The sequence below is a fragment of the Tateyamaria sp. syn59 genome, assembly GCF_007995245.1.
GTDB lineage: Bacteria > Pseudomonadota > Alphaproteobacteria > Rhodobacterales > Rhodobacteraceae > Tateyamaria.
Window position 1 is genome coordinate 495910 of record NZ_VCBA01000001.1, and the last position, 23172, is coordinate 519081.

Sequence of the window (23172 nt, forward strand, 5' to 3'; positions counted from 1 at the left end):
GTCGTAAGACCCGCCGCACCCTAGCCATCCTCCGCCCGCAACAGCAGGCCGAGCGCCAGCAGGATGGAGGCTACAGGCGGTGCCCATGCCGCCAAAAGCACTGGTATCTGGCCGTTTTCGCCCAGTATCTGTGCAAAGCTTCGGATGAAGTACAAACCAAACCCCAGCAACACCGCAGCCAGCACTGCCGTGCCGGTCCCCCCGAACCGGGTATGGCGCATCGTGAACGCTGCGGCAACAAGAACCATGCCCATCAGGAAAATCGGGCGGGCAAGTTCCGTCTGCATCCAGACCACGTGTTTGCGGGCGGAAAATCCGGCCTGTTCCAGCTGTGCAATGAAGTCCGGCATGTCCCAGATTGACACACCGGCCGGTGTGCCCAGACGTTCACGTATGCTGTCCAGAGTCAGGGTTGAGGGGATTTCGAGCAATTCATGTTCGACCGCGTTGGCCTCCGGGTTGATCCCGACGGTCAGCGGCCACGCCTTGGCCATGCGCAGCGACCAGGCGCCATCCCGCAGGGCTGCACTTGCCGCCTCGATCCGCCGGACCGGGCCGCCATTTGGCGCGTAGGCCACGAAGGTCACGCCATACAGTACGGAGGCGTCCGCATTCGACCGGGCCGCGCGGATCACCGTTTGCCCCGCGTCGCTGCCCTGGCGCAGCCACAACCCTTCCTCAGAGATGGACAGGGCAGACACGCCACCCGACCGGTAGGTTTCGGCCAAGGTCGCATAGCGCTTGGAGGTGGCGGCAACCATCGGGCCAAGGGTGGTTGTGGCCAGAATGCCCATGATGAGCGACACCACGACCGGCCCGACCAGTGCCCGCAGCGCCGAGCGCCCCGCCGCGCGTGTCACCACCAGCTCCGACGACCGGGCCAGCGACACGAACAGGGCCACGGTGGCCAGAATCATAATCAGCGGCAAGATCTGGTTCAGCGTTTCCGGCACGTTCAGCATCGTCAGTCCGATCCGCTGGCCAAATCCGATGCCGAATTGCGCGAATTTGCGGGTCTGGTCGATCAGGTCCACAAGGGCCACGAGGGCGGTCAGCACCGCCGCAATCCCCAGAATGGCCAGCGCAAATCGGCGCGCGAAATACATATGCAGGATCATGCCATGCCTCCCCGCATCCGGCGCAATCGGGCACTGCCGCCCGATGCCAGCCACAAGAGGACCCCTGTGAGCGTGAGGCCAAGCACCGAGGGCGCGTAGAGGATGGGCCACATGCGCGGGTTGTCGAGCACGGGCGTGGAGAGCGGGCTGCGCATCCCATCAAGCGCGATCAACAAAAGGAATGCGATCACCACCTCGCGCCAGGCCCCGAAGCGCGAATAGCCGCCCACCAGCAGCGTCGCAAACCCGATCAATGCGGTGACGAGGCAGAAGGTCGCGCGGGCAAAGCGGCTGTGCACTTCCTCGGCCACAGCGCCGGGCGTCGTGCCCAAAGCGCGCGCGATACCCTCCCAATTCTGCAGCAGCTCCCCGGTGCGCAAAAACGGCAACGACGGCGCGATCTGATCTTCGCCGCTCATCATCGGTGAGATATCAAAAGAGAAATCCTGAAACTTCGCCGTGGAGAGACGGTTGTCAGTGGTGGCCAGCCGCTGGGCCAGCCCATCAACCATTATCAGCGCCGTGCCATCCGCGTTGCGCACAAGATAGGCCTCGGCGGCGGTGTAAATGACCCGTTCGTTCGGCGTGCGGCGGTCTGCGAGGAACACGTCCTGCAAAACCCCGTCTTCATCGATGGCGCGGGTGTAGAAGGTGACACCAGGTGTGGGGCTGAGGAACGTGCCCTCGGTCAGCAGGCGCGAGGTGATGTTGCGCGAAATCTCGGCCTCGCGCTGGGTCAGCTGTTCGCTTGCGGCAGGCACCAGGATATGGCTGAGGACCGACATCATCAGGGCAGAGATCAGGCCGAACACACCCACGGGCCGCGCCAGCCGCCACGGCGACGTGCCGGTCGACATCATCACCGTCAATTCGCTTTCGTTGTTCAGCCGGTTGGTGACATAGACGGCGGCGGCGAATGTCGCGATCGGCAGCACGGTCGTGATCAGGCGCGGCAAGCCCAGAGCGGAGAATTCAAGAAAGACAAGTGCCGTCTGGCCGTCGCCGATCAGTCGGTCGAACAATTGCACGGCGCGATTGATCCAGAATACGGATACAAGCACGAGGGCGAAGAAGCCAAAGAGCCACATGAGCTGTGACAACATATAGCGGTCAAATCGGACCAAGTGCCCCCCGGTTGTGGTGTGTTCGTCTTTTTGAACGCGGCAGCGTGTGTCCCGAACCTACCCCAAGGGACCGGCGGGGAAAACTCTAAAACTGCGCGGTCGGCGCTGGTCAGTCGGGCGGTGCCGCGTTACCTGTTGTCCAATGACATAATCGGAGCACCCAATGACCGACCTGACCCCCGTCACCTTCACTGCCACGGACCTTGACGCCATTGCTGGGCACGAGGGCCGCGTCGCGGTCATCGTCACGCCCGAGGGCAAGCTGGAGCAAAGCGCGCGCCGCGCCAACCGGCTGACTAAGGGCGCCGTGCAGCGCTTTGTCGACAGCGAGGCGTTCGAAAAGGTGAAACCCGGTCAAGTCACCAGCTTTGCCTGGCCCGTGGGCATGGCGGCCGAAGCACTGGATGTCGTGTGCCTGGCACGCAACCACACCGTCGAAGACGCCCGCAAGGCGGGGTCGGCCCTCGGCAAACTGCGCAGCGGCAAGGCCGTGCTTCTTGCGGCGGATGGCGCCCGCCGCGTGGCCGAGATCGCCTTTGGCCTTGTCATGCGCGATTACGACTTTTCCGCACACAAGACGGATGCCAAGGACAGCGACACCGGCGTGACGGTCATGTGCTCGAAACCTGATGAGGCCGAAGCGGCTGCGGCACCGCTGATGGCGATTGCAGAGGGTGCGTTCATGACCCGCGACCTGACCAATGAACCTGCCAATGTGCTGACGACGACCGAGTTTGCCGACCGCCTGGTCGAGATGAAAGACCTTGGCCTCGACGTCGAGGTGTTGGAAGAGGCGGAGCTGGAAAAGCTGGGCATGCGCACGCTCCTGTCCGTGGGGCAGGGCTCTGACAGCCCGTCTAAGGTCGTCGTCATGCAGTGGAACGGGGGCGAGATGGGTGCGGCCCCTCTGGCTTTGGTGGGCAAGGGTGTTGTGTTCGACACCGGCGGCATCAGCCTAAAACCAGCCGCTGGTATGGAAGACATGACCATGGACATGGGCGGCGCGGGTGTCGTGGCCGGTACCATGCGGGCACTTGCCAAGCGCAAGGCCAAGGCGAATGTCGTTGGTCTGGTTGGGCTTGTTGAGAACATGCCATCCGGCAATGCGACGCGACCCGGCGATGTCGTGACTTCGATGAAAGGCGACACGGTCGAGATCATCAACACCGACGCCGAGGGGCGGCTCGTTCTGTGTGACGTCATGTGGTACGCGCAGGACCGGTTCGAACCCGCAGGCATGGTGGATCTGGCGACCCTGACGGGGGCCATCATCATCGGGCTGGGCCACGAAAAGGCCGGCGTGTTTTCCAACAATGACGACTTCTGCAATGCCTTCCTGAAGGCGGCTGACACGGAAAACGAGGGGGCGTGGCGGATGCCGCTTGGCAAAGCCTATGACGAGCAACTGAAATCCCGGATCGCAGACATGAAGAATGTGGGCGGACGGCCTGCGGGCTCGATCACGGCGGCGCAGTTCCTGCAGCGCTTCGTAAAAGAGGATACGCCGTGGATCCACCTGGACATCGCGGGTGTCGCTTCGGTCAAATCCGCCACGGCGCTGGCACCTGCGGGGGCCACGGGCTGGGGCGTGATGGCGCTTAACCGCCTCGTGGCCGACGGATACGAGACGGAGTGACATGGGCGCCGCCTATTTCTACCACCTGACGCGCCGCCCGCTTGAGGACACGCTGACCATGCTGCTGGGTAAGGCCCTGCAGGCCGGTTGGCGTGTGGCTGTGCGTGGGCCGGATGTGGGGCGTCTGGGCTGGCTGGATGAAAAGCTGTGGCTTGAGCCGGATGAGGGGTTTCTACCTCATGGGCTTGCAGGTGGACCGCATGATGCGGATCAGCCTGTTTTGCTGACGACAGGCCCTGCCGCCAACAACGCGACTTGCGTGATGACCATTGACGGAGCTGAGGTGACGGCGGATGAAGTGGCGGCTCTCGACCGTGTTTGCGTGCTGTTTGATGGCAACGACCCGGATGCACTGAACGTGGCGCGCGCGCAGTGGAAGGCGCTGAAGGACGCGGGCGCATCGGCGCAATACTGGTCCGAGGAAAGCGGGCGCTGGGAAAAGAAGGCCGAGACCTAGCGGCTCAGCGTCATTTCTCCGCCCGCGATTTCGATCCGGCCCCAACGCTGCAAATAACCCATGCCCAGCAGTGATTGCCACAATTCGCCATTGTTGACGACCGCGGGCACGTTGCTGTCTTCATGCGGCCCGATGGCGACGGTATCGAGGCGCACGGGCGCGGTCCGCACCTCACCATTCGCGGTTGCTGCGCGGCCCAGGAACGTCAGGTTGGCCGGGTCCAGCCCGGCGGCTTCGGCATCCGCGAGGTTCAGCACAATGTCGGTGGCACCTGTGTCCACGATGAAATCAGTGGGCTGGCCGTTGATGTCGAGGGTCAGGTAATAGTGCCCGTCGGAGCTGCGCGGGATAATGATCGTGCCGCTGTCGTCAAATCGGGTCTGGTTGGCGAGCAGGTCATCCTGAATGTCGTCCCAGAGGCCCACGACCCCGATGGCCCCGATGAAGATCAGCGCCCAGATCGCCGCCATCTGCAGGGTCTGGCTGAGTTTCAACTTGGTCGAAAGGAGAAACCCGCCGCCGAGGACAAGGGCAAAGGTGCCCAAGTAGATCAGTTGTGCAATACTGTCGCCGCTCATGCAGCTGATATAGGGCGGGTGCGCACCTCTGTCAGCCCGGCATCAGTCCAAAATTGCGCAGACCGTCCAGAACGAACTGCACCGATAGCGCGGCCAGGAGCATGCCCAGAAGGCGCGTCACGACGGTGATGCCAGTCTTGCCCAAGGCGCGTTCCAGCAGGCCTGAGGCAAGGAAGAGGACAAGGCAGACGCCCAGCACAAGGGCGGTAATCGCCAGCACGAGGGCCAGCCCCTCGACCCCCGGTTTCTGCCCGGTGAGGAGGATCACGGAGGCGATGGAGCCGGGCCCTGAAATGAGTGGGATCGCGAGCGGGAAGACAGACGGGTCGTCGTGATCTGCGTCCTCTGACTGATCCTCGCGCCGTTTGGTGCGCCGTTCGAACAGCATGTCGAGGGCGGTGAGGAACAGCAGGATACCACCCGCGACGCGGAAGGCGGGCATCGAGATGCCAATGAAACCCAGCACCGCCTCACCAAAAAGCGCAAAGACGATCAGGATCGCCATGCTGATCGCACAGGCGCGCAGGGCAATGGCGCGGCGTTGGCGTTCGGGGACGCCTTGGGTGAGCGCTACGAAAAGCGGTGCCAGTCCGATGGGGTCGATCACCACGAACATGGTCACGAAAGCGGTGATGAGGAAGGCGGTGTCGAGCATGGTGTTGTCAAAATGTGCGCCTTTGGCGCGTTCGATTTGTTTTCTTGATGAGGGGTTCCACCCCTCAAACTCCCCGCCGTATTTGCAAAGAGAAGAAGGATCAGATGCGTTCGGCGGTTTCGAGCTTTTCGAGGTCCTGCATCCAGATGCTTTCGGCGCGGTCGAGGGCGTCCATGACCTCGGCGTATTTCTTTTGCCAGACGGCCATTTCCGAGATGTTTTCGTCTTCATAGAGGGCCGGGTCCGCCAGCTTGGTCGCCAGCTTATCCCGCATCTGGTTCAGCTTTTCCACGCGCGCCTCGGATTTGCGCACTTCGGAGCGCAGGGCGAGGATGGCGTCGCGGCTGGGTTTCTTTGGTTTTGGAGCGTCGGTTTTCTGCGCTTTGGCCGGTTTGCCATCGCTGAGCAGGAGTTTGCGGTAGGCTTCGAGGTCGTCCTCAAACGGTTTGACTGTGCCCTTTGAGACCAGCCATAGGCGATCCGCCACGAGTTCCAGCAGGTGCATGTCGTGGCTGACGAGGATCACTGCACCGGTGTAGTTGGTGAGCGCTTCGACCAGCGCCTCGCGACTTTCGATGTCGAGGTGGTTGGTGGGCTCGTCCAAGATCAGCATGTGCGGTGCGTCAAGCGTGGCGAGCAATAGCGACAAGCGCGCCTTTTGGCCACCAGAAAGCTGGCCCACGACTGTGTCCGCCTGGTCCGCCATCAGGCCAAAGCCCGACAGGCGTGCGCGCCACTTGGCAGGCGTTTCCGTGGGCCGTTCGCGGCGCAGGTGGTCGAGCGGGGTTTCGTCCACGTGCAACTCGTCCACCTGGTGCTGGGCGAAGTAGCCGATCCTCAGCTTGGACGACTTGGTCATCTTGCCTGACATCGACGGCAGCCGGTCGCTGAGCAGTTTGGACAGGGTTGATTTGCCCTGACCGTTCTTGCCCAGCAGTGCGATGCGGTCGTCCTGGTCGATGCGCAGGTTCAGTTTGCTGAGAATGGTGGTGTCGCCGTAGCCTGTGCTGGAGCCGTCGAGGTGGATAATGGGCGGCGAAAGCTCTTCCGGATTGGGGAAGTCGAAGCGTTTCAGCCCCGCCTCTTGCGGGGTTGTGATGGGCTGCATCTTGGCCAGCGCCTTGAGCCGCGATTGCGCCTGCCGGGCCTTGTCGGCCTTGTAGCGGAAGCGGTCGACATAGGATTGCAGGTGGGCGCGGCGCGCTTCCTGTTTCTTGGCCTGGGCGGCGGCCAGTGCCAGCTTCTCAGCACGTTGGCGTGCGAACTGGTCGTAGGACCCCTGGTAGTAGGTCAGTTTGCGGTCCTCGAGATGCAGGATGCTGCCCACGGCGCGGTTCAAGAGGCCGCGGTCGTGGCTGATGATGACGACCGTGTGGGGGTATTTGGCGAGGTACGACTCCAACCAAAGCGCCCCTTCGAGGTCGAGATAGTTGGTGGGTTCGTCGAGAAGGAGCAGGTCGGGCTGGGCGAAGAGCACCGCGGCGAGGGCCACGCGCATGCGCCAGCCGCCGGAGAAGTCGGCGCAGGGTTTCAGTTGATCCTCGTCGTCAAAGCCGAGACCCTTGAGGATCGTTGCGGCGCGCGCCTCTGCCGACCACGCGTCGATATCGGCGAGGCGGGTTTGGATTTCGGCGATGCGGGTGGCGTCTTCGGTCTCTTCCGCCAGCAGCGCCGCGCGTTCGGTGTCAGCCGCCAGCACCGTATCCAGCAGGGAGGTGTCAGAGGCTGGCACTTCCTGCGCCACGCCGCCGATCCGTGCGCCGGAGGGCAGGCCGATGTCGCCCGATTCTAGCGCCAATTCGCCCCGTATCAGGCGGAAGAGCGTGGTCTTGCCGGTGCCGTTGCGGCCCACGAGGCCGACCTTGTGGCCCTCGGGGATGACGGCGCTGGCCCCTTCAAAGAGGGGGCGGCCCGCGATGGCGTAGGTGATGTCGGATATGCGCAGCATAGGCGCGCTCTAGCAGAGGGTTGCGGGGCGTGCTAGCCCCGGCGGATGACCCGGACGCCGCCCCATCTCGTGACCCTTGTTCTGCTGACAGCGCTGAGCGTGCTGACGCTCAACATGTTCCTGCCCGCGCTACCTGCCATGCGTGAGGCGTTTGGCGTGTCGGAGGCGGTCATGGGGCGGGCCATTTCCCTCTATATGCTGGCCGCTGCGGTGCTGCAGGTGCTGATAGGACCGCTGTCGGATCGGGTCGGGCGGCGGCCTGTGATCCTCGGGCTTCTGGTCGTCTACGCGGTGGCGTCGGTGCTGTGTTTGGTGGCGGACAACATCACCCTGTTTCTGATCGCGCGGACGGGGCAGGCGGTGGCTGTGGGGGGCAGTATCCTCGCCTCCGCCGTGGTGCGGGACATGTATGCCGGGCGCGTGGCGGCGGCGAAACTGTCGCTCATTGCCTCGGCCATGGCGATTGCGCCGATGCTCGCGCCGATGCTCGGTGGGGTGCTGGACACGGCATTTGGCTGGCGGTCGGTTTTTGTCACCTATGGGGCGCTGGGGCTAGGCCTGCTCATGTGGTGCTGGCGAGATCTGGGCGAGACGCATGTCGCAGGACCGGGCCAGCCAATGGAGATCGGTGCCTTGTTGCGGGCGCGGCTCTTTTGGGCCTATGTCGGGGTGCAAGCCCTTGGGGTTGGGACGTTTTTCATGTTTCTGACCGGCGCGCCCTTTGTGGCGGCGGACGTGTTCGGGCTAAACCCGGCGCAGATCGGGATCGGGTTAGGGTCCACGACGGCGGGGTTCATCCTTGGTGCCGGTATTTCGGCGCGGTCAGTGCAGCGGGTGGGGCCGATGCGGTTGATCCTGCTGGGCCGAGTGGTGCCCATTGCGGGGCTGGGCGTTGCTTTTGCATACTACACTGGCGGCGGTGCGCTGGTCTGGCCGCTGTTTCTCAGCACGGTGACTGTGGGGATCGGCAACGGCCTTTCGCTGGCCAACGCCAATGCCGGCGCGCTGTCGGTGCGGCCGGATCTGGCGGGCAGTGCGTCGGGGTTCGGCGGGGCGATTGTGCTGGCTGTGGGAGCGGGGCTCAGCTGGGTGACGACGGCCGCGCTGAGTGGGCGGGCGACGGCTGACGGTCTGCTTCTTCTGATGCTTGCCACGCTGCTTCTGGCGCTGATTGCAGCACTGGCCGCCGCGGCCTGGGACACAAGCGAGACAGGGGTTTCCAAGCCCAAAACCCCGTGATACGGGGGCGCAGAATTTTGCACCGGGACGGTCCCGGATGCCGCTGACAGGAGAGACCCAATGGCGCTCGAACGCACCTTTTCCATCATCAAACCCGATGCCACCCGCCGCAACCTGACGGGCAAGATCAATGCCAAGTTCGAGGACGCGGGCCTGCGGATCGTGGCCCAAAAGCGCATCCACCTGACCAAGGCGCAGGCGGGCGAGTTCTATGCCGTGCACAAGGAGCGTCCGTTCTATGACGAACTGTGCGAATTCATGGCGTCGGCCCCGATCGTGGCACAGGTTCTGGAAGGCGAGGGCGCCATTGCCAAGAACCGCGAAGTGATGGGTGCGACCAACCCTGCCGACGCTGAGCCGGGCACGATCCGGGCGGAGTTTGCGGAGAGCGTGGGTGAGAACTCGGTCCACGGGTCGGACGCGCCGGAGACGGCTGCGGTCGAGATCGCCTACTTCTTCTCGGGTCTGGAGCTGGTGGGCTAAGCCTGCGGCACTTTCCGTGCAGTTGTGATACACCGGCGCGCCCATTGGGTGCGCCGGTTTTTTGTTGGTTGATTGGTGGTTAATGGTCCGCGCGGGCAACGAATGTTGTTTTCCATGCGCTTTGAGTTCAAGATCGTTCGATAGATCTCTGAAAATGAATTATTTTTATCGTCCGTAGGTTCGGTGACATCTATGCACCACCCGCACACCCGGTGTGCAGCCCATGTACACCGGCCTTGTGTTCGTTGGCCGGAGAGCGACCGGATGTGGTATCCGGCAGAGCTTGGTCTTTGATGGTTAAGAGGACGTGGCCCTACCATCCGGTGCTGGCTCCGGGTGTCGTTCAAAATACCTTCGCAACAGGGCCACGTTGCGGGTGTTGGCTTTCCAGCCGATGTCGAAGAGGTCGCCGACGAGGGGGATGGATCCGATCAACGCGTCGATGCCGATATTGCCCATCATGCGCGCCTTAAGGACACCGGGCGTGCCCATTCTGTGCGCTTGCAATACGATGTAGCCTGCGGGGCCCAAAGCTACGGCATCACCGATGCCGGGGATCAGGCCCAGAATGCTGTCCCAGCCGACCTGCACGCCGACAATGGGCAAGCGCGCCGCCCGGTCCATGGTCCGGGCGACGCGGTCAAGATGGTCAAGCCGCGCCTGACGATCAGGCATGTTCCGGGGTGCGTGCGATGACCCAGACGGCGTGCACGATACCAGGGATGTAGCCCAGAAGGGTCAGCAGGATGTTGATCCAGAAGTGTTTGCCGATGCCCACCTGCAGGAACACGCCCAGCGGCGGCAGAATGACGGCGAGGATGATGCGGATCAGGTCCATGATGTCGTCCTTTCGGTTGTGCTGCATTTGCACAATCAACCGGGCGACGGCGGCAGAAGTTCCCAAAAATGTCAGGTTTTGGCGATTACGCCGATCTCGTCCAGCGCGCGTTCGAAGGCGCTGAGATCGGTGTCGAAGGCCTGTGCCTTGATCTGATCAAAGCGTTTCCTCAGGGCCTTTTTCTCGTCGCCCTTGCAGTCGTTCCAGGGTCGACCCTGCAGCCCCATGACCAGTACATAGTAGCCAATGAAATGCGGGCGCATCCCGCTGCGCAGCAGGCGGGCGTAGGTTTCGTCCGCGCCGAGCGTGCGGAGGGTTTCGGCATCGTGAATGCCCGCCTTGGCACAGGCAGCGTCCATGGCCGGGCCAAGGTTGCGGATGGAGGACACAGGCTCGCTCATGCCGCGACCATATCCAGCCGTCTTCGCGCTGTCACGCCGCCTTAGATGCTGGCGTAATCCGTGATCACCGGGGCCGGTTTGGCCTCTTTCTTGGGTTGCGGTTGCGGCGGTTGTTGAGCCGCTTCGGGGCGTGGTTTGCTCGACATTTCGTTACCTCTTACGTTTTGTCACTGGCCGCGAACAGGATGCGACCCCATCACCCCAGCACGGGTCTGTGCCGAAGGCATGGCTGAAATGTGGCAATTATGTGGCGCGTTTAGGCGGCGATGTCAGTGTATATGTCGTGATCTGCACGTAAGGGTGATCCGGCGTTACGATGACATTTGGGAAATGCGTGTGGTTGACGGCGTCGGGCCAGCCCTGCGGTTCCAGCGCGATGCCCGCGAGGGGGGCAATGTTCGCCTGCGGGATCTCGGGCAGGAACGCGCCGGAATAGGCTTGCAGCCCCGGTTCCGTGCTGTCGATACGCAGGGTGCAGTGCGCGGTGCGCAGCTCGGCCATTGGGCGTGGCTCTGCGGCGGGCGCCGTGGATATGCAGAAATTATGATCTGTATCTTTGTCGATGGGACGCGGCGTACGGTGATCGAACGGGGTGCCCGCGACGTCCGCGACATCGCCCGTGGGTAGGTTGCTTGCGTCTGTGGGCAGGTAGTGGTCTGCATGGATGCGCAGGCTGTGACCGCCCGTGACCCGCCAGTAGGGGTGATGCGCGATGGAGGCGGGCGTGGGCGCGTCCGTGGTCATTGTGATGCGCAGCGTCAGGGTGTTCGACGCGAGTTTGAACGTGACCGACACGTCCCGGTTGCCGGGCAGGCCGCCATGGCCATCGGGCAGGTGGCAGGTGAACGTCAGTGTAGCGTTGTCCGGTCCGCATGGCGTCCATTGCGTCCGGTCGAGCCCCTCAGGCCCGCTGTGCAGCGCCGTGATCCCGTTTTCGTTGCAGGGCATTTGGTGAATGGCGGTGCCCGTGGGCACCTTGCCGCCGCGCACCCGGTTCGCCAAAGGCCCTACGATGGTGCCCCCGTATGCGTCACGCAGGGCCGAGGTGATGGCGTCATCCGCGTCGAGGATCAGGTTTGGTCCGCCATCGAGGTGCAGGCGGCGCATCCGTGCGCCATCGGAGTCGAAGGTGGCCGTGAGCCTGTCGTTCCGGATCGTGTGGGTCGTCGTCATCGCCGCACCATGGCGCAGGTCTTTTGCCCATGCAAACGGGTCTGTGCCTAGAGGTCGTAGCGTTTACAGACCAGCCCGTCGGGCTCGCGGTAAGTGCGGAAGCCCATGGCTTCGTAATAGGCTTGACCCTCGGCATTGGTGGCGCCGATGGAGGCGTCGATGAAGGCCAGACCGGCCTCGCGCGCTGCTTGCCTTGTGATAGGGAACAGCGTGCGTCCGACACCGCGCCGCGCGGCCGCGGGGGCGATATGGGTGCCGATAACGCCCCAGCCAGGCTCGACCCCCCATTGGTTGCCGGGTGTTGCGAGGCTCAGGGCCTGGAAGCCGAGGATGGTGTCGTCTTCTTCCGCCACGGTGAGGCGGATCCTGTTTTCGCCGAGGATGTAGTAGTTGCGCACGTGGTCGGGATCGTCCGGGCTGGTGCGTTTGCCCAAGGCGGTCAGTTCCTGCAGGAACGCGCTCATCTGCTCCACGTCGTCGAGTGTGCCGTCCCGTGTGATCATCCGTGCGCGCTCCCTTACTGCCGTGTTGTGACAAGACCTACGCCAAATGTGCGGGGAAGTTCAAAGCCGTTGTCGGCCCTTGTGCGGGTCCGCGCCGTGATGGCATCACGGTACGGTAAGGAGTGCGCGATGACCGAAAAACCCATTTCCACCCACGATGCGGTGGCCGACGACCGCAACGATCACATCCTGATCTATGTCGATGGCCAGATTGTGCCGCGCGATCAGGCGGTTGTGTCGGTCTATGACAGCGGCTTTATGCTGGGGGATGGCATCTGGGAGGGGCTGCGGCTCTATGACGGGCATATCCCCTTCTTTGACGATCATCTCGACCGGCTGTTCGAGGCGGCGGCTTATACCGAGATTGACATTGGGCTGGATCGTGACGCGCTGAAGGCTGCTGTGTGGAAAACATTGCAAGCCAATGACATGCACACGGATGTTCATGTGCGGCTGATGGTGACGCGCGGTCGCAAGGCCAAGCCGTTCCAGCACCCGCATCTGAGCCTTTGGGGGTCCACCATCGTGATCATCGCCGAGCATTCGAAGCCGGATGAGAGCGTGGTGGAGCGCGGCATCCGCCTGCACACGGTGCCGCACCACCGAGGTCTTCCGTTGACGCAGGATGCCAAGCTGAACTCGCATTCCAAGCTGAACTGCATCATCGCCCTGAACCATGCGGTGCGGGCGGGCGCAGACGAGGCGCTGATGCTCGACCCGTTCGGCTTCGTGAACACGACCAATGCCTGCAACTTCTTCATCGTGAAGAAAGGGGCGGTTTGGACCTCGACCGGGGACTATTGCATGAACGGGATCACGAGGGCCAAGGTCATCGACCTGTGCCGGGCCGAGGGGATCCCGGTGTTCGAGCGGAACTATTCGCTGGTCGACACCTACAGTGCAGACGAGGCGTTCCTGACCGGCACCTTCGGGGCGCAGACCCCAGTGTTCGAGATTGACGGGCGGGTGATCGGCGGTGGCGTGGCCGGGCCGGTGTTTCTACGGCTGCGCGCAGCCTACAAGGCGCTGATCGCGTCGGGTGTGTGAAGGAAATTGGCTCCGGCGGTAGGGATCGAACCTACGACCAATTGATTAACAGTCAACTGCTCTACCGCTGAGCTACGCCGGAACGGTTTGTGCCGTATAGCAAGGGCGATTCAGGTCGTCCAGAGGGATTTGCGCAGTGGACGGGAAAAATTTCACGCGCCTTCAGAGGCGGGCAAAGCGGGCGTCTGCGCTGAGCAGGTCCAGCGGTTGAACCTGTGATTTTCCCATCAGATCAATGAGATGCGCCAAAACATTGCGCGTCGCTGCGGGCAGCAGGGCGGGCGGTGTGTCGGTGTAGACGGTGTGGGCAATCTCGGCTGCGGTTGCCGGGCCTGCGGCGAGGGCGCCCAGGATGGCCGCTTCGCGCGCCATCCGGTGATCCACAAGCCATCTCAGCCGTGCGTGCGGATTGGCAATCGGCGCGCCGTGGCCGGGGTAGAAGATCCGCCAGTCGCGCGCCATCAGCGTCGCACAGGACGCCATGAAATCCGTCAGATCGCCGTCGGGCGGGGACACAAGCGAGCTGGCCCAGCCCATCACGTGATCCGCGGTCAGGCACGCGTCGCCCAGGCTAAGGCTGATGTGATTGCCCAGATGGCCGGGTGTGTGGATCACGTCAAGCTGCCATCCATCGCCCGTGATCACGTCGCCATCCGCGACGATCTGGTCGGGGGCAAAGCGCGTGTCGATGCCTTCGCCGCTGCCACAAAGCCCGGCATCGGCAAGGCGCTGCATCACCGCGCTGCGCCCCGCCTGCGCATCGCCGAAGGCGAGCACCGGCGCGCCGGTTGCCTGCGCCAGCGGGCGGGCGAGGGGGGAATGATCCAGATGACTGTGGGTCACGACAATATGCGTGACATGCTGGTCCGGTTTCACTGCGCTTAGGATGGCGTTCAGATGCGCTGTATTATCAGGCCCCGGATCAATCACGGCCAGTCCGGTCGTCCCCACCAGATAGGTGTTGGTGCCGCGATAGGTCATGGGCGAGGGGTTGGGCGCCACGATCCGGCGCAGGCCCGGCTCCAGCACCTCTGCCACGCCGATCGGCGGATCAAAATCATCTGGCGGCTGCATGGCGTCTTTCGTCCCCGTTCCCGGCCCGATAGGGTCTAGCCCATGTCCTTTGCCTGGCTCAAACACTATATGCCGCGCGGCATCTATGCGCGGGCGGCGCTGATCCTGCTCTTGCCGGTCGTGGTGGTGCAGATCGTCGTCTCTGTCCTCTTTGCCCAACGCCATTTCGAAGGGGTGACCGTGCAGATGGCCGACACGGTCGAACGTGAGATCCGCCTGGTGCTGCAGGAGCTTGCGACGCTGCCACAAGGGGCGGATATCCAGTTTGCCGTGGCAGATATCACGGACCCGCTGGATATGCTGGTCGAACGCATTCCCGAAGACGACCTGACCGCCCCCAATACGCGGGATTGGGACGATTTTTCGGGCCGCGTCGTGATCCGCCGCCTGAGCGAGCAGGTGCCCGAGATCCAGTCCTTTGATCTTGCCGGTACTGCCACGGTGCGTCTGGCCGTTGCCTCGCCTGCGGGCCCTGTCGCCATCACCTTCGACCGGCGGCGCATCTCGGCCCGCAACCCGCACCAGCTGCTTGTTTACATGGTGTTTTTCTCGGTCCTGACGACGATGGTCTCCTTCATCTACCTGCGCAACCAGCTGCGGCCCATCCGCCGTCTGGCCCGCGCCGCCGAGGCATTCGGGCGCGGGCGCAACATGCCGTTCACCCCGGCCGGGGCGACCGAACTCCGGGCCGCGGGCACCGCCTTTGTCGACATGCGCAACCGGATCGAGCGGCAGATCGAAACCCGCACGCTGATGCTGTCGGGGGTCAGCCATGATCTGCGCACACCGCTCACCCGGATGCGCCTGTCGCTGTCGATGCTCGACGACGATGACCGCGCGGCACTTGAACAGGACGTGGACGACATGCAGGGCATGATCGACGCCTTTCTCGACTTCGCCAAAGGGGATGGGGAGGGTGAGCCGGAGCGCACCGATCCTATCGCACTCGCCACTACAGTGGTCGAGGACGCGCAGCGCGCGGGCCAGCCGGTGACGCTCGCCGAGGTGGAGGGCGAGGGCACCGTCCGCCTGCGCCCGCTCGCCATGCGCCGCGCGCTGGACAACCTTGTGTCCAACGCCGTGCGCTATGGTGGCAAGGCGGAGGTATCGGTGCGTGTCACCGACAAGTCCCTGCGCTTCCGGGTCGAGGATGACGGCCCCGGCATCCCCGAAGAGCAACGCGCCGACGCCCAACGCCCCTTCACCCGGCTTGATCCCGCGCGCAATCAGGACAAGGGGTCGGGCGTGGGCCTTGGCCTCGCCATTGCGACAGACATCGCACGCGGCCACGGCGGCACGCTCCGGCTTGGACACAGTAGCAAACTGGGCGGGCTGCGCGCCGACATCGTCATCGCCCGCTGATCTGCCGCTGCGGCACGCTTGCTGCCGCACGTGATCCGTCTTTACTGGCGCAAACAGCACGAGGAGCGCCCGAAATGACCCCCTATGACATGATCCGCGACCAACTGGGCAAGGCGGTGCCCTTCGCCAACCACGTCGGTGTCGAACTGATCGAGGTCGGCGACGGGCTGGGCGTGGCCGCACTGGACCAGCGGCCAGAGACGTCAAACCACATCCAGACCCAGCACGCAGGGGCCATGTTCACACTGGGCGAGGCGGCCTCGGGCGCTGCGCTCGCGGGTGCCTTTGGCCCGATGATCTTTCAGGCGCGGCCCGTGGCCTCAGGCGCCCAGATTTCATACGTCAAGATCGCCAAAGGCCGACTTGAGGCGCATGCCAAGACCGAACGCCCGGGCCCGGAACTCGTCAAGGAACTGCAAGAGGTCGGCAAGACCGCCTTCGACATCAACGTGGACATCCGCGACAGCGACGGCGACACAGTGGTGACCATGACGGTCGGCTGGCACGTGCGCCAAGCGTAAGACAAGCGGCGGATATGGTAGGCCCGGCAGGACTTGAACCCGCAACCAAAGCGTTATGAGCGCTCTGCTCTAACCAATTGAGCTACAGGCCCGCCATGCGTGATGCGTATGCGGCACGCGCGGTGGCGTCAAGACGTCCGTTGCGCCGGGCCGCGCGTTGGTCTAGCAGGTGCGCAACCAGCGGACGGGGACAGTGATGGCGCAGGGCAAGAACGGAATGACATACGCCGATGCGGGCGTCGATATCGACGCGGGCAACGCGCTTGTGGACCGCATTAAACCGGCGGCGGCGGCCACGAAACGGCCCGGCGTCGCCTCTGGTCTGGGCGGCTTTGGCGGGCTCTTTGATCTGAAAGCGGCGGGTTTTGTCGATCCGGTTCTGGTCGCGGCCACTGATGGCGTGGGCACCAAGCTGCGCATCGCCATCGATACCGGCAATGTGGATGGCGTCGGCGTCGATCTGGTCGCCATGTGCGTGAACGATCTGGTCTGCCAGGGCGCCGAGCCGCTGTTTTTCCTCGACTATTTCGCCACCGGCAAGCTGGAGCTGGATCAGGCTGCCCGCATTATCGAAGGGATCGCACGCGGCTGCGAAGCCTCGGGCTGCGCCCTGATCGGGGGAGAGACGGCAGAGATGCCGGGCATGTACCCGCCGGGTGATTTCGACCTTGCAGGCTTCTCCGTCGGCGCGATGGAGCGGGGCACCGTCTTGCCCGCGGATGTGGCCGAGGGCGATGTTCTGCTGGGCCTAGCCTCGGACGGCGTGCATTCCAACGGCTATTCGCTTGTGCGCAAAATCGTCGAAACCTCAGGTCTGGGATGGGACGATGCCTGTCCATGGGGTGAGGGCACGCTGGGCGCGGCGCTGCTGACCCCAACGCGGCTCTATGTCAAAGCGTCCTTGGCCGCGATCAAGGCAGGCGGCGTACACGGCTTTGCCCACATCACCGGCGGCGGGCTGACGGAAAACCTGCCGCGCGTGCTGCCCGAGGGCCTGGGCGTGACGGTCGACCTCGACATGTGGGTGCTGCCGCCCGTGTTCCAGTGGCTGGCATCGCAGGGTGGCATGGATCAGGCCGAAATGCTCAAGACCTTCAACGCAGGCATCGGCATGGTCGTGGTCGCGGACGCAGCCTCAGAGGCGGACGTGACCGCAGCACTTGAGGCCGAAGGCCAGACCGTCACCCGCATCGGCAGCGTGGGCGCGGGGCAGGGCGTCACCTACACCGGGTCCCTTCTTTGAAAAAACGGATCGGCATCTTCATCTCGGGCGGCGGATCGAACATGCGCGCGCTGGTCGAGGATATGGACGCCACACATCCGGCAGAGCCCGTGGTGGTGGTCTCGAACAACCCTCATGCGGGCGGCATCACCTGGGCGCAGGACGCTGGCCTTGCCACCGTTGTGGTCGAACATCAGCCCTTTGGCCGCGACCGCATCGCGTTCGAGGCGGCGATCACCGAAGCGCTTTTGCCCCACAATCTGGACCTCATCTGCCTTGCCGGGTTCATGCGGGTGCTCACGGCGGGGTTCGTGACCCCGTGGCGCGACCGGATGTTGAACATCCACCCCTCGCTTCTGCCCAAATACCGCGGTCTGCACACGCATGCGAGGGTACTGGAGGCGGGGGATCGCGAGCACGGCTGCACCGTCCATCTGGTCACGCCGGAACTGGACGACGGCCCGATCCTCGGGCAGGCGCGCGTGCCGGTCGAGGACGGCGATACGCCCGACACGCTGGCCGACCGGGTGCTGGTCCAGGAACACAGGCTCTACCCGGCGGTGCTGCGCCGTTTCGCAGCCGGAGAGCGTACGCCGCTGATGCTCTAGCCATGCTCGGCGAGTTGGTGTAGGACCAAACAACCAGACGGTGAAAAGCAACAAAAAGAACCGCATATGAGAACCATCACGACAACGGATGCGCTGGCCGAGTTCTGCACCGAGGCCCGTGCGCAGCCGTATGTGACCGTCGATACCGAGTTTCTGCGCGAACGGACCTACTATTCGAAACTGTGCCTCGTCCAACTGGCCATGCCGGGCGACGATGACGACAGCGCCGTGCTGGTCGATCCGCTGGCCAAGGGCCTGTCGCTGGAGCCACTCTATGACCTGTTTCGCGACACGTCCGTGGTCAAGGTGTTCCACGCCGCGCGCCAGGATCTCGAGATCTTCTATGTCGACGCCCAGGTCTTTCCCGAGCCTCTGTTCGACACGCAAGTGGCCGCTATGGTCTGCGGCTTTGGCGAGCAGGTGGGGTATGAGACCCTCGTGCGCAAGATCGCCAGGCAACCGCTCGACAAGACCTCGCGCTTTACTGACTGGTCGCGCCGGCCCCTGACGGATGCCCAGAAAACCTATGCCATCGCGGATGTGACGCATCTGCGCCAGATCTACGAATTCCTGGCGGCCAAGCTTGCTGACAGCGGCCGCGCGCGCTGGGTATCCGAAGAGCTGCAGACGCTGCTCAGCCCAGACACCTATATCATCGCCCCCGAAGATGCCTGGAAACGGGTCAAGACGCGCACCAATTCGGCGCGCTTTCTGGCGGTGGTCAAGGAGTTGGCAGCGTTTCGCGAAGCGCATGCGCAGTCGCGCAACGTGCCGCGCAACCGCGTGTTCAAGGATGACGCGCTGGTCGAACTGGCCAGCAACAAGCCCAAAAGCTACGAGGACCTGAACCGCTCGCGCCTCTTGTTGCGCGAGGCGCGCAAGGGGGACATCGCCAACGGCATTCTGGCCGCCGTCAAGCGCGGGGTCGAGATGGACCCCGACGCCATGCCGCGCCCCGACCGGTCCCGCGAAAAGCTGCAGGTGAACCCGGCGCTTGCCGACCTGCTCCGCGTGCTGCTCAAGGCCAAGACGGAAAGTGCGGGTGTCGCCGCCAAGCTGATCGCCTCAGCCGCCGACCTCGACGCGCTGGCGGCTGGTATGCGCGATGTGCCCGCGCTGCATGGCTGGCGGTCAGAAGTGTTCGGCACGGATGCGCTGCGGCTTTGCGACGGGCAGGTGGCGCTGACGGCCAAGGGCGCTGACGTTCAGATCATCCCGCTCGACTGACCCGCATATGCGCCAAGGCGGCTCAGCGGCGGGTCGTGGACTGCGCGTTGCGCCGCCCCTCGACCCGGATCACCCGGATCTCCGCCAGTTCCTGATCGGTCAGACGGCGGGCCGCTGTCACGGTGCGCACCCGCTGGCTGAGCGTGCGGCTCGATCCCGCCAGATGGATGCCGCGCAGCTGATAGGTCAGAACCCCATCGACGGGTTCGTTCTCATCGCTGTCGGTGGTCAGGCGAATGTCATAGACGTCGTCCTGATCGACCACGCCCGTGGCCCGCACGATGGCGCCGCCCGGCACGCGTTCAATCACCAGGTCGGTCACCTGGTCGATGGGCGTGCCGACATAGACGACTTCCCGGTCCCCGCGCAGGTTCCTGAAAAGCGGCGCGCGCGTCTGTTCGGGGATGAGCGGATTGGTCTCAGCGCGCGGATCGGGCCGGATCGGTTCGGAGCGGCTGCCGCCAAACCAGTTGAACGGGTTCACGCGGCTGTCGCGGACGGCTCCACAGGCCGACAGGGTCAAGGTGGCCACCAAAAGGGCTGGAAGGATCTTGGGCATCGTCCGCTCGCGTCTTTGCTTTTGCCAAGGTGGTAACGGATGCCGCCGCACTTGAAAAGCATCCTTTGCCGCACTGGACCTTTGGCGCGGGTGCGCCTAGGTCAGATGCAACACGTGACCGTATCCGAGGGCCGCAGATGGCAACGCCAAGTTTCGAGGAAATCGTCGAGGATTTCGAATTCCTTGACGAGTGGGAAGACCGCTACCGCTATGTGATCGAGCAGGGCAAGGCGATGGATCCTCTGCCTGACGCACTGAAGGTGCCCGCGACCAAGGTCGACGGCTGCGCCAGCCAGGTCTGGCTGCACCCGCAGGTCGAGGACGGCGTGTTCCGCTTTGATGGCGACAGCGATGCGATGATCGTCAAGGGGCTGATCGCCGTGCTGCGGCGGCTTTACAACGGGCTGCCGTTGGCCGAGGTGCGCGCGGTGGACGCCCGCGCCGAGATGACCCGGCTGGGGCTGAACGATCACCTGTCGGCGCAGCGCTCGAACGGGTTGCGGGCGATGATCGAGCGAATCCAGTCGGTGGCCGCCGCCTGATCCAAAGGCCGCTGCGCGACGCGATTTAGTTTTGCTGACGAGGGGGCTGTCTGCCCCCTCGAGCTTCCCCGACCGTATTTATCAAAGAGAAGAAGAGCTAGAGCGCGCCCAATGTCCCTTGCAGGTCGCCGTAGCCGGTGAAGCGGCGCTCGAAAGTGAGGCCGAGCGTGGTCGCAGCGGCGCGCGCCTTTTCGGTCAGGGCGGGATCGTCGGTTTGCGCCTGGTAGACCAGTTTTTCGTAATTGCCGAAATACATGTCGCGCAGCTCGGGATGCCGGTCGAGGCCCATGGGCTTCATGATGAAGGCGTCGAACTGGCGGACCAGAAAATCGGTCAGGTAAAAGGTCGTGATCTCACTTTCGCTTTGCGCCACAAAGCGTTCATTTCCCTCAAAAAAGCTGTAGCAATGCGGGCCCGCGACCATCTCGACACCCATCTCGTCGCAGGCGGCCTGTAACAGCCCGCCGGTGCCGCAATCGGCATAGACGACAAAGACCGTGTCATAGGCATCGCGGTGCTTGGCGACAGTCCCGCGCACCGCCTGTGTGATCTTGTCGGGATAGAGGTGGTACTTGGCGGGCAGGCAGGTCAGGTCCATGTGGTCCCAGCCATTCATGGCCTTCAGGTCCAGGATCTCGCGTGCCAGCGCGCCGCAGGCGATCAGCAGAATGCGGCCCGTTCCGGTGGCCGCCAGCCCGTCTTCGGTCAGGGTCGCGTCGCTCAGCGCCATTTGATCGAACAGCCCATGCTGGGCGTCTGGTCGCGCGGGCCCACACCGGTCTCCGCGATCTTGCGCATTGCGCTGACCAGTTCGGGTGTCCGGTCGCTGGCATCACCCATGCGCACGTCATCGAGGCGTCCGCGATATTGCAGCAGCCCATCCGCGCTGAAGCCAAAGAAGTCGGGGGTGCACACTGCGCCATAGGCGCGGGCGACCGACTGGTCCTCATCGATCAGGTAGGGAAAGTCGAACCCGTGTGCCTTGGCAAATCCGGGCATCTTGTCCGGCGCATCGGCGGGATAGGCAGCGTAATCATTGGCGTTGATCGCAACCACGCCGATGCCTTCGGCCTGCAAGGTCTTTGCATCCGCAGCCAGCCGGTCGGCCAGGGCAACGACATAAGGGCAATGGTTGCAGATAAAGGCGACCAGAACGCCATGTTTGCCCGATACGTCGTTCAGGCTGTGCATCTGGCCGTGGGCGTCAGGCAGGGTAAAGTCCGGGGCAGGGTCCCCAAAATCGCACCCTGGCGTTTCAAGCAACATGTCGGTCTCTCCCAGCAGGGCGCGGATGGGCGCCCGGTCGGCACCGATGCGGTGTTGGCCCCCAGGTCATTCCAGCCGCACCGCGGTGCCATAGGCGACGATTTCGGACGCCCCCGCCATGATGGCAGAGGTTTCCATGCGCACCGCCACGATGGCATCGGCCTGCAGCGCGACAGCCGCGTCAATCATGCGATCCAGCGCCTGTTCGCGGGCCCCGGCCATTAGCGCCGAATACCCGGTCTGTTCGCCGCCTACGAGGTTGCGCAGGCTTGCCACGAAATCTGTGCCGATATGCTTGGACCGGACTGTCGCCCCGCGCACCAGGCCAAGGGTCTCGGTAATGCGGCGCCCCGCGATTGTTTCGCTCGTGACGATCAGCATCAGTTTTTCATTCCGTCATAGTGGTCTTCTGCCGGGTTGCCCAAGCGTTCGGACAACAGGCGCCACAAAACGTAGACGACAAAGCCGATCACCACCACAGCGCCCGCGAGCAGCAGGGGATGAAACAGGCTGCTTGCGTACAAAAGCGCCACGGCGCCTGCAGATCCGGCGATGCCGACGATCACGCAGAACAGGATCAGGAATATCTTGTCCAGCGACATCAGTGCTGTCCCGCCAGCGGCCCCGGCATACATGGGCCGACCCAAGCCACACTGGGCTGCCGCATCGCGCTGCATTTCAAACCATCAAGCCGCATGTCGTCCTCCGGATGTCCGGGGCGACAGGGTTATCCCGCCGCCAACTGGTTGTGTTTGCGCGCCACGAATTCCTTGGCGGTCTCCACCGCGACCGCCGCATCGCGGCAGTAGGCGTCGGCGCCAATGGCCTTGCCGAACTCTTCGTTCAGCGGTGCACCACCGACCAGCACGATATAGTCATCGCGAATGCCCTGTTCGACCATCGTGTCGATCACCACCTTCATATAGGGCATCGTGGTCGTCAGCAGGGCCGACATACCCAGGATGTCCGGACCTTCCTTTTCGATGGCGTCCAGGTAGTTTTCGACCGGGTTGTTGATGCCCAGATCGACCACTTCGAACCCGGCACCCTCCATCATCATCGACACGAGATTCTTGCCGATGTCGTGGATGTCGCCTTTGACCGTGCCGATCACCATCTTGCCCACGCGCGGTGCGCCGGTTTCGGCCAGCAGCGGCTTGAGGATGGCCATGCCGCCCTTCATCGCGTTGGCGGCCAGCAGCACTTCGGGGACAAAAAGGATCCCATCGCGGAAGTCGTGCCCCACGATGGTCATGCCGCCGACAAGCGCCTTCGTGAGGATGTCATAGGGCTGCCAGCCGCGTTCAAGCAGGATGTTGACCGCCTCTTCGATCTCTTCCTTGAGACCGTCATAGAGGTCGTCGAACATCTGCTGGACCAGCTCTTCGTCATCCAGTTCGGACAGGATGATGTCGTCTTCTTCGGACATGGTGCAATCCTTATGCGTGGGTGCCGGACCCGGTGCCTATTTTCCAATATATCGTTCAGAATGTCGCACCCGGACTGTCCGGATTGCGACATGGCCCGCTTCTGGTGCGACGCAGGCGTGCGGTTTTCGTGTGCAATTGTATGCGCTTTGCAGGGCGGCCAG

General features: G+C 63.7%; 28 protein-coding genes and 2 tRNA genes. 11 read left to right on the forward strand and 19 right to left on the reverse strand.

All coding sequences use genetic code 11. The annotated features are described in order from the left end of the window. Positions 1-20 precede the first annotated feature (20 nt). A complete protein-coding gene (lptG, locus tag FD715_RS02480) occupies positions 21-1118 on the reverse strand; it encodes an LPS export ABC transporter permease LptG (protein WP_147104655.1) in 1098 nt (365 codons plus the stop codon). Then, on the reverse strand, positions 1115-2221 hold the full coding sequence (lptF, locus tag FD715_RS02485) for an LPS export ABC transporter permease LptF (protein WP_370455329.1): 1107 nt from the start codon (positions 2219-2221) through the stop codon (positions 1115-1117). Before lptF ends, lptG begins: the two co-directional genes overlap by 4 nt. Positions 2222-2405: 184 nt before the next feature. On the opposite strand from lptF, the gene FD715_RS02490 reads away from it, so the two are divergent. Further along, the gene (locus FD715_RS02490) at positions 2406-3878 is read left to right on the forward strand and encodes a leucyl aminopeptidase (protein ID WP_147104661.1); all 1473 of its coding nucleotides are present in this window, start codon (positions 2406-2408) and stop codon (positions 3876-3878) included. Position 3879: 1 nt separating this feature from the next. Further along, a complete protein-coding gene (locus FD715_RS02495) occupies positions 3880-4335 on the forward strand; it encodes a DNA polymerase III subunit chi (RefSeq protein ID WP_147104664.1) in 456 nt (151 codons plus the stop codon). On the opposite strand, the gene FD715_RS02500 is transcribed toward FD715_RS02495, so the two are convergent. The 3 genes from FD715_RS02500 to FD715_RS02510 all read right to left on the reverse strand — a co-directional run bounded on the left by FD715_RS02500 (position 4332) and on the right by FD715_RS02510 (position 7516). Next, on the reverse strand, positions 4332-4913 hold the full coding sequence (locus FD715_RS02500; RefSeq protein WP_147104667.1) for a TIGR02281 family clan AA aspartic protease: 582 nt from the start codon (positions 4911-4913) through the stop codon (positions 4332-4334). The two genes, FD715_RS02495 and FD715_RS02500, sit on opposite strands and share 4 nt — an antisense overlap. 31 nt (positions 4914-4944) lie before the next feature. Continuing rightward, on the reverse strand, positions 4945-5568 hold the full coding sequence (locus FD715_RS02505) for a MarC family protein (protein WP_147104671.1): 624 nt from the start codon (positions 5566-5568) through the stop codon (positions 4945-4947). A gap of 100 nt (positions 5569-5668) precedes the next feature. Continuing rightward, positions 5669-7516 (reverse strand): ABC-F family ATP-binding cassette domain-containing protein, encoded by a 1848-nt coding sequence (locus tag FD715_RS02510; RefSeq protein WP_147104673.1) that lies wholly within the window; start codon positions 7514-7516, stop codon positions 5669-5671. 45 nt (positions 7517-7561) lie between these two features. Between FD715_RS02510 and FD715_RS02515 the strand changes: the two genes are divergently transcribed. Both FD715_RS02515 and ndk read left to right on the forward strand, forming a co-directional pair. Continuing rightward, entirely contained in the window at positions 7562-8755 is a 1194-nt protein-coding gene (locus FD715_RS02515) for a multidrug effflux MFS transporter (protein WP_147104676.1), read from the forward strand. A gap of 60 nt (positions 8756-8815) precedes the next feature. Beyond that, positions 8816-9238, forward strand: a complete 423-nt coding sequence (ndk, locus tag FD715_RS02520) for a nucleoside-diphosphate kinase (protein WP_147104679.1) — start codon at positions 8816-8818, stop codon at positions 9236-9238. Positions 9239-9535: 297 nt separating this feature from the next. Here ndk and FD715_RS02525 read toward each other — a convergent pair whose 3' ends face one another. From FD715_RS02525 to FD715_RS02545, 5 genes are all read right to left on the reverse strand, one after another. Next, complete coding sequence (locus FD715_RS02525; protein ID WP_147104683.1) at positions 9536-9913, reverse strand: DUF4112 domain-containing protein; 378 nt, start codon at positions 9911-9913, stop codon at positions 9536-9538. Then, a complete protein-coding gene (locus FD715_RS02530) occupies positions 9906-10076 on the reverse strand; it encodes a YqaE/Pmp3 family membrane protein (RefSeq protein ID WP_076627211.1) in 171 nt (56 codons plus the stop codon). Before FD715_RS02530 ends, FD715_RS02525 begins: the two co-directional genes overlap by 8 nt. A 71-nt stretch (positions 10077-10147) precedes the next feature. After that, positions 10148-10477 (reverse strand): TfoX/Sxy family protein, encoded by a 330-nt coding sequence (locus tag FD715_RS02535; RefSeq protein ID WP_147104685.1) that lies wholly within the window; start codon positions 10475-10477, stop codon positions 10148-10150. Positions 10478-10720: 243 nt separating this feature from the next. After that, positions 10721-11650 carry a galactose mutarotase gene (locus tag FD715_RS02540; RefSeq protein WP_147104690.1) on the reverse strand — a complete coding sequence of 310 codons (930 nt, stop codon included), beginning with the start codon at positions 11648-11650 and terminating at the stop codon, positions 10721-10723. Between the two features lie 47 nt (positions 11651-11697). After that, positions 11698-12153, reverse strand: a complete 456-nt coding sequence (locus FD715_RS02545) for a GNAT family N-acetyltransferase (RefSeq protein ID WP_147104693.1) — start codon at positions 12151-12153, stop codon at positions 11698-11700. 129 nt (positions 12154-12282) lie between these two features. Between FD715_RS02545 and FD715_RS02550 the strand changes: the two genes are divergently transcribed. Further along, the gene (locus FD715_RS02550) at positions 12283-13200 is read left to right on the forward strand and encodes an aminotransferase class IV (protein ID WP_147104697.1); all 918 of its coding nucleotides are present in this window, start codon (positions 12283-12285) and stop codon (positions 13198-13200) included. A gap of 7 nt (positions 13201-13207) precedes the next feature. Here FD715_RS02550 and FD715_RS02555 read toward each other — a convergent pair. Beyond that, positions 13208-13282 (reverse strand) — tRNA-Asn (locus FD715_RS02555). Between the two features lie 80 nt (positions 13283-13362). After that, complete coding sequence (locus FD715_RS02560; RefSeq protein ID WP_147104700.1) at positions 13363-14274, reverse strand: MBL fold metallo-hydrolase; 912 nt, start codon at positions 14272-14274, stop codon at positions 13363-13365. A 42-nt stretch (positions 14275-14316) separates the two neighbouring features. On the opposite strand from FD715_RS02560, the gene FD715_RS02565 reads away from it, so the two are divergent. Beyond that, a complete protein-coding gene (locus FD715_RS02565) occupies positions 14317-15636 on the forward strand; it encodes an ATP-binding protein (protein WP_147104702.1) in 1320 nt (439 codons plus the stop codon). 74 nt (positions 15637-15710) lie between these two features. Then, positions 15711-16157: a DUF4442 domain-containing protein gene (locus FD715_RS02570; RefSeq protein ID WP_147104705.1), complete on the forward strand. Its 447-nt coding sequence runs from the start codon at positions 15711-15713 to the stop codon at positions 16155-16157. A 15-nt stretch (positions 16158-16172) separates the two neighbouring features. Here the strand turns inward: FD715_RS02570 and FD715_RS02575 are convergent. Then, a tRNA-Ile gene (locus tag FD715_RS02575) sits at positions 16173-16249 on the reverse strand. A 104-nt stretch (positions 16250-16353) separates the two neighbouring features. On the opposite strand from FD715_RS02575, the gene purM reads away from it, so the two are divergent. The 3 genes from purM (at position 16354) to rnd (ending at position 19214) form a co-directional block, all read left to right on the forward strand. Further along, entirely contained in the window at positions 16354-17400 is a 1047-nt protein-coding gene (gene purM / locus FD715_RS02580) for a phosphoribosylformylglycinamidine cyclo-ligase (RefSeq protein ID WP_147104708.1), read from the forward strand. Then, positions 17397-17987: a phosphoribosylglycinamide formyltransferase gene (gene purN, locus FD715_RS02585; RefSeq protein ID WP_147104712.1), complete on the forward strand. Its 591-nt coding sequence runs from the start codon at positions 17397-17399 to the stop codon at positions 17985-17987. The genes purM and purN overlap by 4 nt, the downstream gene beginning before the upstream one ends. Before the next feature lie 66 nt (positions 17988-18053). Then, positions 18054-19214: a ribonuclease D gene (rnd, locus tag FD715_RS02590; protein ID WP_147104715.1), complete on the forward strand. Its 1161-nt coding sequence runs from the start codon at positions 18054-18056 to the stop codon at positions 19212-19214. A gap of 22 nt (positions 19215-19236) precedes the next feature. On the opposite strand, the gene FD715_RS02595 is transcribed toward rnd, so the two are convergent. After that, the gene (locus tag FD715_RS02595) at positions 19237-19773 is read right to left on the reverse strand and encodes a hypothetical protein (RefSeq protein ID WP_147104718.1); all 537 of its coding nucleotides are present in this window, start codon (positions 19771-19773) and stop codon (positions 19237-19239) included. A 137-nt stretch (positions 19774-19910) separates the two neighbouring features. Between FD715_RS02595 and FD715_RS02600 the strand changes: the two genes are divergently transcribed. Then, positions 19911-20315, forward strand: coding sequence for a SufE family protein (locus tag FD715_RS02600; RefSeq protein ID WP_147104721.1), 405 nt, complete (start codon positions 19911-19913; stop codon positions 20313-20315). A gap of 97 nt (positions 20316-20412) precedes the next feature. Here FD715_RS02600 and FD715_RS02605 read toward each other — a convergent pair whose 3' ends face one another. The 5 genes from FD715_RS02605 to FD715_RS02625 form a co-directional block, all read right to left on the reverse strand. Next, a complete protein-coding gene (locus tag FD715_RS02605) occupies positions 20413-21045 on the reverse strand; it encodes a DUF1638 domain-containing protein (protein WP_147104724.1) in 633 nt (210 codons plus the stop codon). After that, a complete protein-coding gene (locus FD715_RS02610) occupies positions 21036-21581 on the reverse strand; it encodes a thioredoxin family protein (protein ID WP_147104728.1) in 546 nt (181 codons plus the stop codon). The genes FD715_RS02605 and FD715_RS02610 overlap by 10 nt, the downstream gene beginning before the upstream one ends. A 66-nt stretch (positions 21582-21647) precedes the next feature. Continuing rightward, a complete protein-coding gene (locus tag FD715_RS02615; RefSeq protein WP_147104731.1) occupies positions 21648-21962 on the reverse strand; it encodes a YbjQ family protein in 315 nt (104 codons plus the stop codon). Continuing rightward, positions 21962-22228, reverse strand: coding sequence for a hypothetical protein (locus FD715_RS02620; protein ID WP_147104734.1), 267 nt, complete (start codon positions 22226-22228; stop codon positions 21962-21964). Before FD715_RS02620 ends, FD715_RS02615 begins: the two co-directional genes overlap by 1 nt. 80 nt (positions 22229-22308) lie before the next feature. Beyond that, positions 22309-23010, reverse strand: coding sequence for a B12-binding domain-containing protein (locus tag FD715_RS02625; protein ID WP_147104737.1), 702 nt, complete (start codon positions 23008-23010; stop codon positions 22309-22311). Positions 23011-23172: the final 162 nt, after the last annotated feature.

What these genes read in the sequence shown, in the direction of transcription:
- FD715_RS02560 (WP_147104700.1), bottom strand. Translation starts at nt 14,274, where the DNA reads ATGCAGCCGCCAGATGATTTTGATCCGCCGATCGGCGTGGCAGAGGTG.
- FD715_RS02570 (WP_147104705.1), top strand. Translation starts at nt 15,711, where the DNA reads ATGACCCCCTATGACATGATCCGCGACCAACTGGGCAAGGCGGTGCCC.
- FD715_RS02515 (WP_147104676.1), top strand. Translation starts at nt 7,562, where the DNA reads ATGACCCGGACGCCGCCCCATCTCGTGACCCTTGTTCTGCTGACAGCG.
- lptF (WP_370455329.1), bottom strand. Translation starts at nt 2,221, where the DNA reads ATGTTGTCACAGCTCATGTGGCTCTTTGGCTTCTTCGCCCTCGTGCTT.
- FD715_RS02565 (WP_147104702.1), top strand. Translation starts at nt 14,317, where the DNA reads ATGTCCTTTGCCTGGCTCAAACACTATATGCCGCGCGGCATCTATGCG.
- FD715_RS02545 (WP_147104693.1), bottom strand. Translation starts at nt 12,153, where the DNA reads ATGATCACACGGGACGGCACACTCGACGACGTGGAGCAGATGAGCGCG.
- FD715_RS02615 (WP_147104731.1), bottom strand. Translation starts at nt 21,962, where the DNA reads ATGCTGATCGTCACGAGCGAAACAATCGCGGGGCGCCGCATTACCGAG.
- FD715_RS02525 (WP_147104683.1), bottom strand. Translation starts at nt 9,913, where the DNA reads ATGCCTGATCGTCAGGCGCGGCTTGACCATCTTGACCGCGTCGCCCGG.
- FD715_RS02510 (WP_147104673.1), bottom strand. Translation starts at nt 7,516, where the DNA reads ATGCTGCGCATATCCGACATCACCTACGCCATCGCGGGCCGCCCCCTC.
- FD715_RS02505 (WP_147104671.1), bottom strand. Translation starts at nt 5,568, where the DNA reads ATGCTCGACACCGCCTTCCTCATCACCGCTTTCGTGACCATGTTCGTG.
- FD715_RS02605 (WP_147104724.1), bottom strand. Translation starts at nt 21,045, where the DNA reads ATGGCGCTGAGCGACGCGACCCTGACCGAAGACGGGCTGGCGGCCACC.
- FD715_RS02530 (WP_076627211.1), bottom strand. Translation starts at nt 10,076, where the DNA reads ATGGACCTGATCCGCATCATCCTCGCCGTCATTCTGCCGCCGCTGGGC.
- lptG (WP_147104655.1), bottom strand. Translation starts at nt 1,118, where the DNA reads ATGATCCTGCATATGTATTTCGCGCGCCGATTTGCGCTGGCCATTCTG.
- FD715_RS02610 (WP_147104728.1), bottom strand. Translation starts at nt 21,581, where the DNA reads ATGTTGCTTGAAACGCCAGGGTGCGATTTTGGGGACCCTGCCCCGGAC.
- purM (WP_147104708.1), top strand. Translation starts at nt 16,354, where the DNA reads ATGGCGCAGGGCAAGAACGGAATGACATACGCCGATGCGGGCGTCGAT.
- FD715_RS02595 (WP_147104718.1), bottom strand. Translation starts at nt 19,773, where the DNA reads ATGCCCAAGATCCTTCCAGCCCTTTTGGTGGCCACCTTGACCCTGTCG.
- FD715_RS02625 (WP_147104737.1), bottom strand. Translation starts at nt 23,010, where the DNA reads ATGTCCGAAGAAGACGACATCATCCTGTCCGAACTGGATGACGAAGAG.
- FD715_RS02550 (WP_147104697.1), top strand. Translation starts at nt 12,283, where the DNA reads ATGACCGAAAAACCCATTTCCACCCACGATGCGGTGGCCGACGACCGC.
- FD715_RS02600 (WP_147104721.1), top strand. Translation starts at nt 19,911, where the DNA reads ATGGCAACGCCAAGTTTCGAGGAAATCGTCGAGGATTTCGAATTCCTT.
- rnd (WP_147104715.1), top strand. Translation starts at nt 18,054, where the DNA reads ATGAGAACCATCACGACAACGGATGCGCTGGCCGAGTTCTGCACCGAG.
- FD715_RS02540 (WP_147104690.1), bottom strand. Translation starts at nt 11,650, where the DNA reads ATGACGACGACCCACACGATCCGGAACGACAGGCTCACGGCCACCTTC.
- FD715_RS02535 (WP_147104685.1), bottom strand. Translation starts at nt 10,477, where the DNA reads ATGAGCGAGCCTGTGTCCTCCATCCGCAACCTTGGCCCGGCCATGGAC.
- FD715_RS02500 (WP_147104667.1), bottom strand. Translation starts at nt 4,913, where the DNA reads ATGAGCGGCGACAGTATTGCACAACTGATCTACTTGGGCACCTTTGCC.
- FD715_RS02495 (WP_147104664.1), top strand. Translation starts at nt 3,880, where the DNA reads ATGGGCGCCGCCTATTTCTACCACCTGACGCGCCGCCCGCTTGAGGAC.
- ndk (WP_147104679.1), top strand. Translation starts at nt 8,816, where the DNA reads ATGGCGCTCGAACGCACCTTTTCCATCATCAAACCCGATGCCACCCGC.
- FD715_RS02490 (WP_147104661.1), top strand. Translation starts at nt 2,406, where the DNA reads ATGACCGACCTGACCCCCGTCACCTTCACTGCCACGGACCTTGACGCC.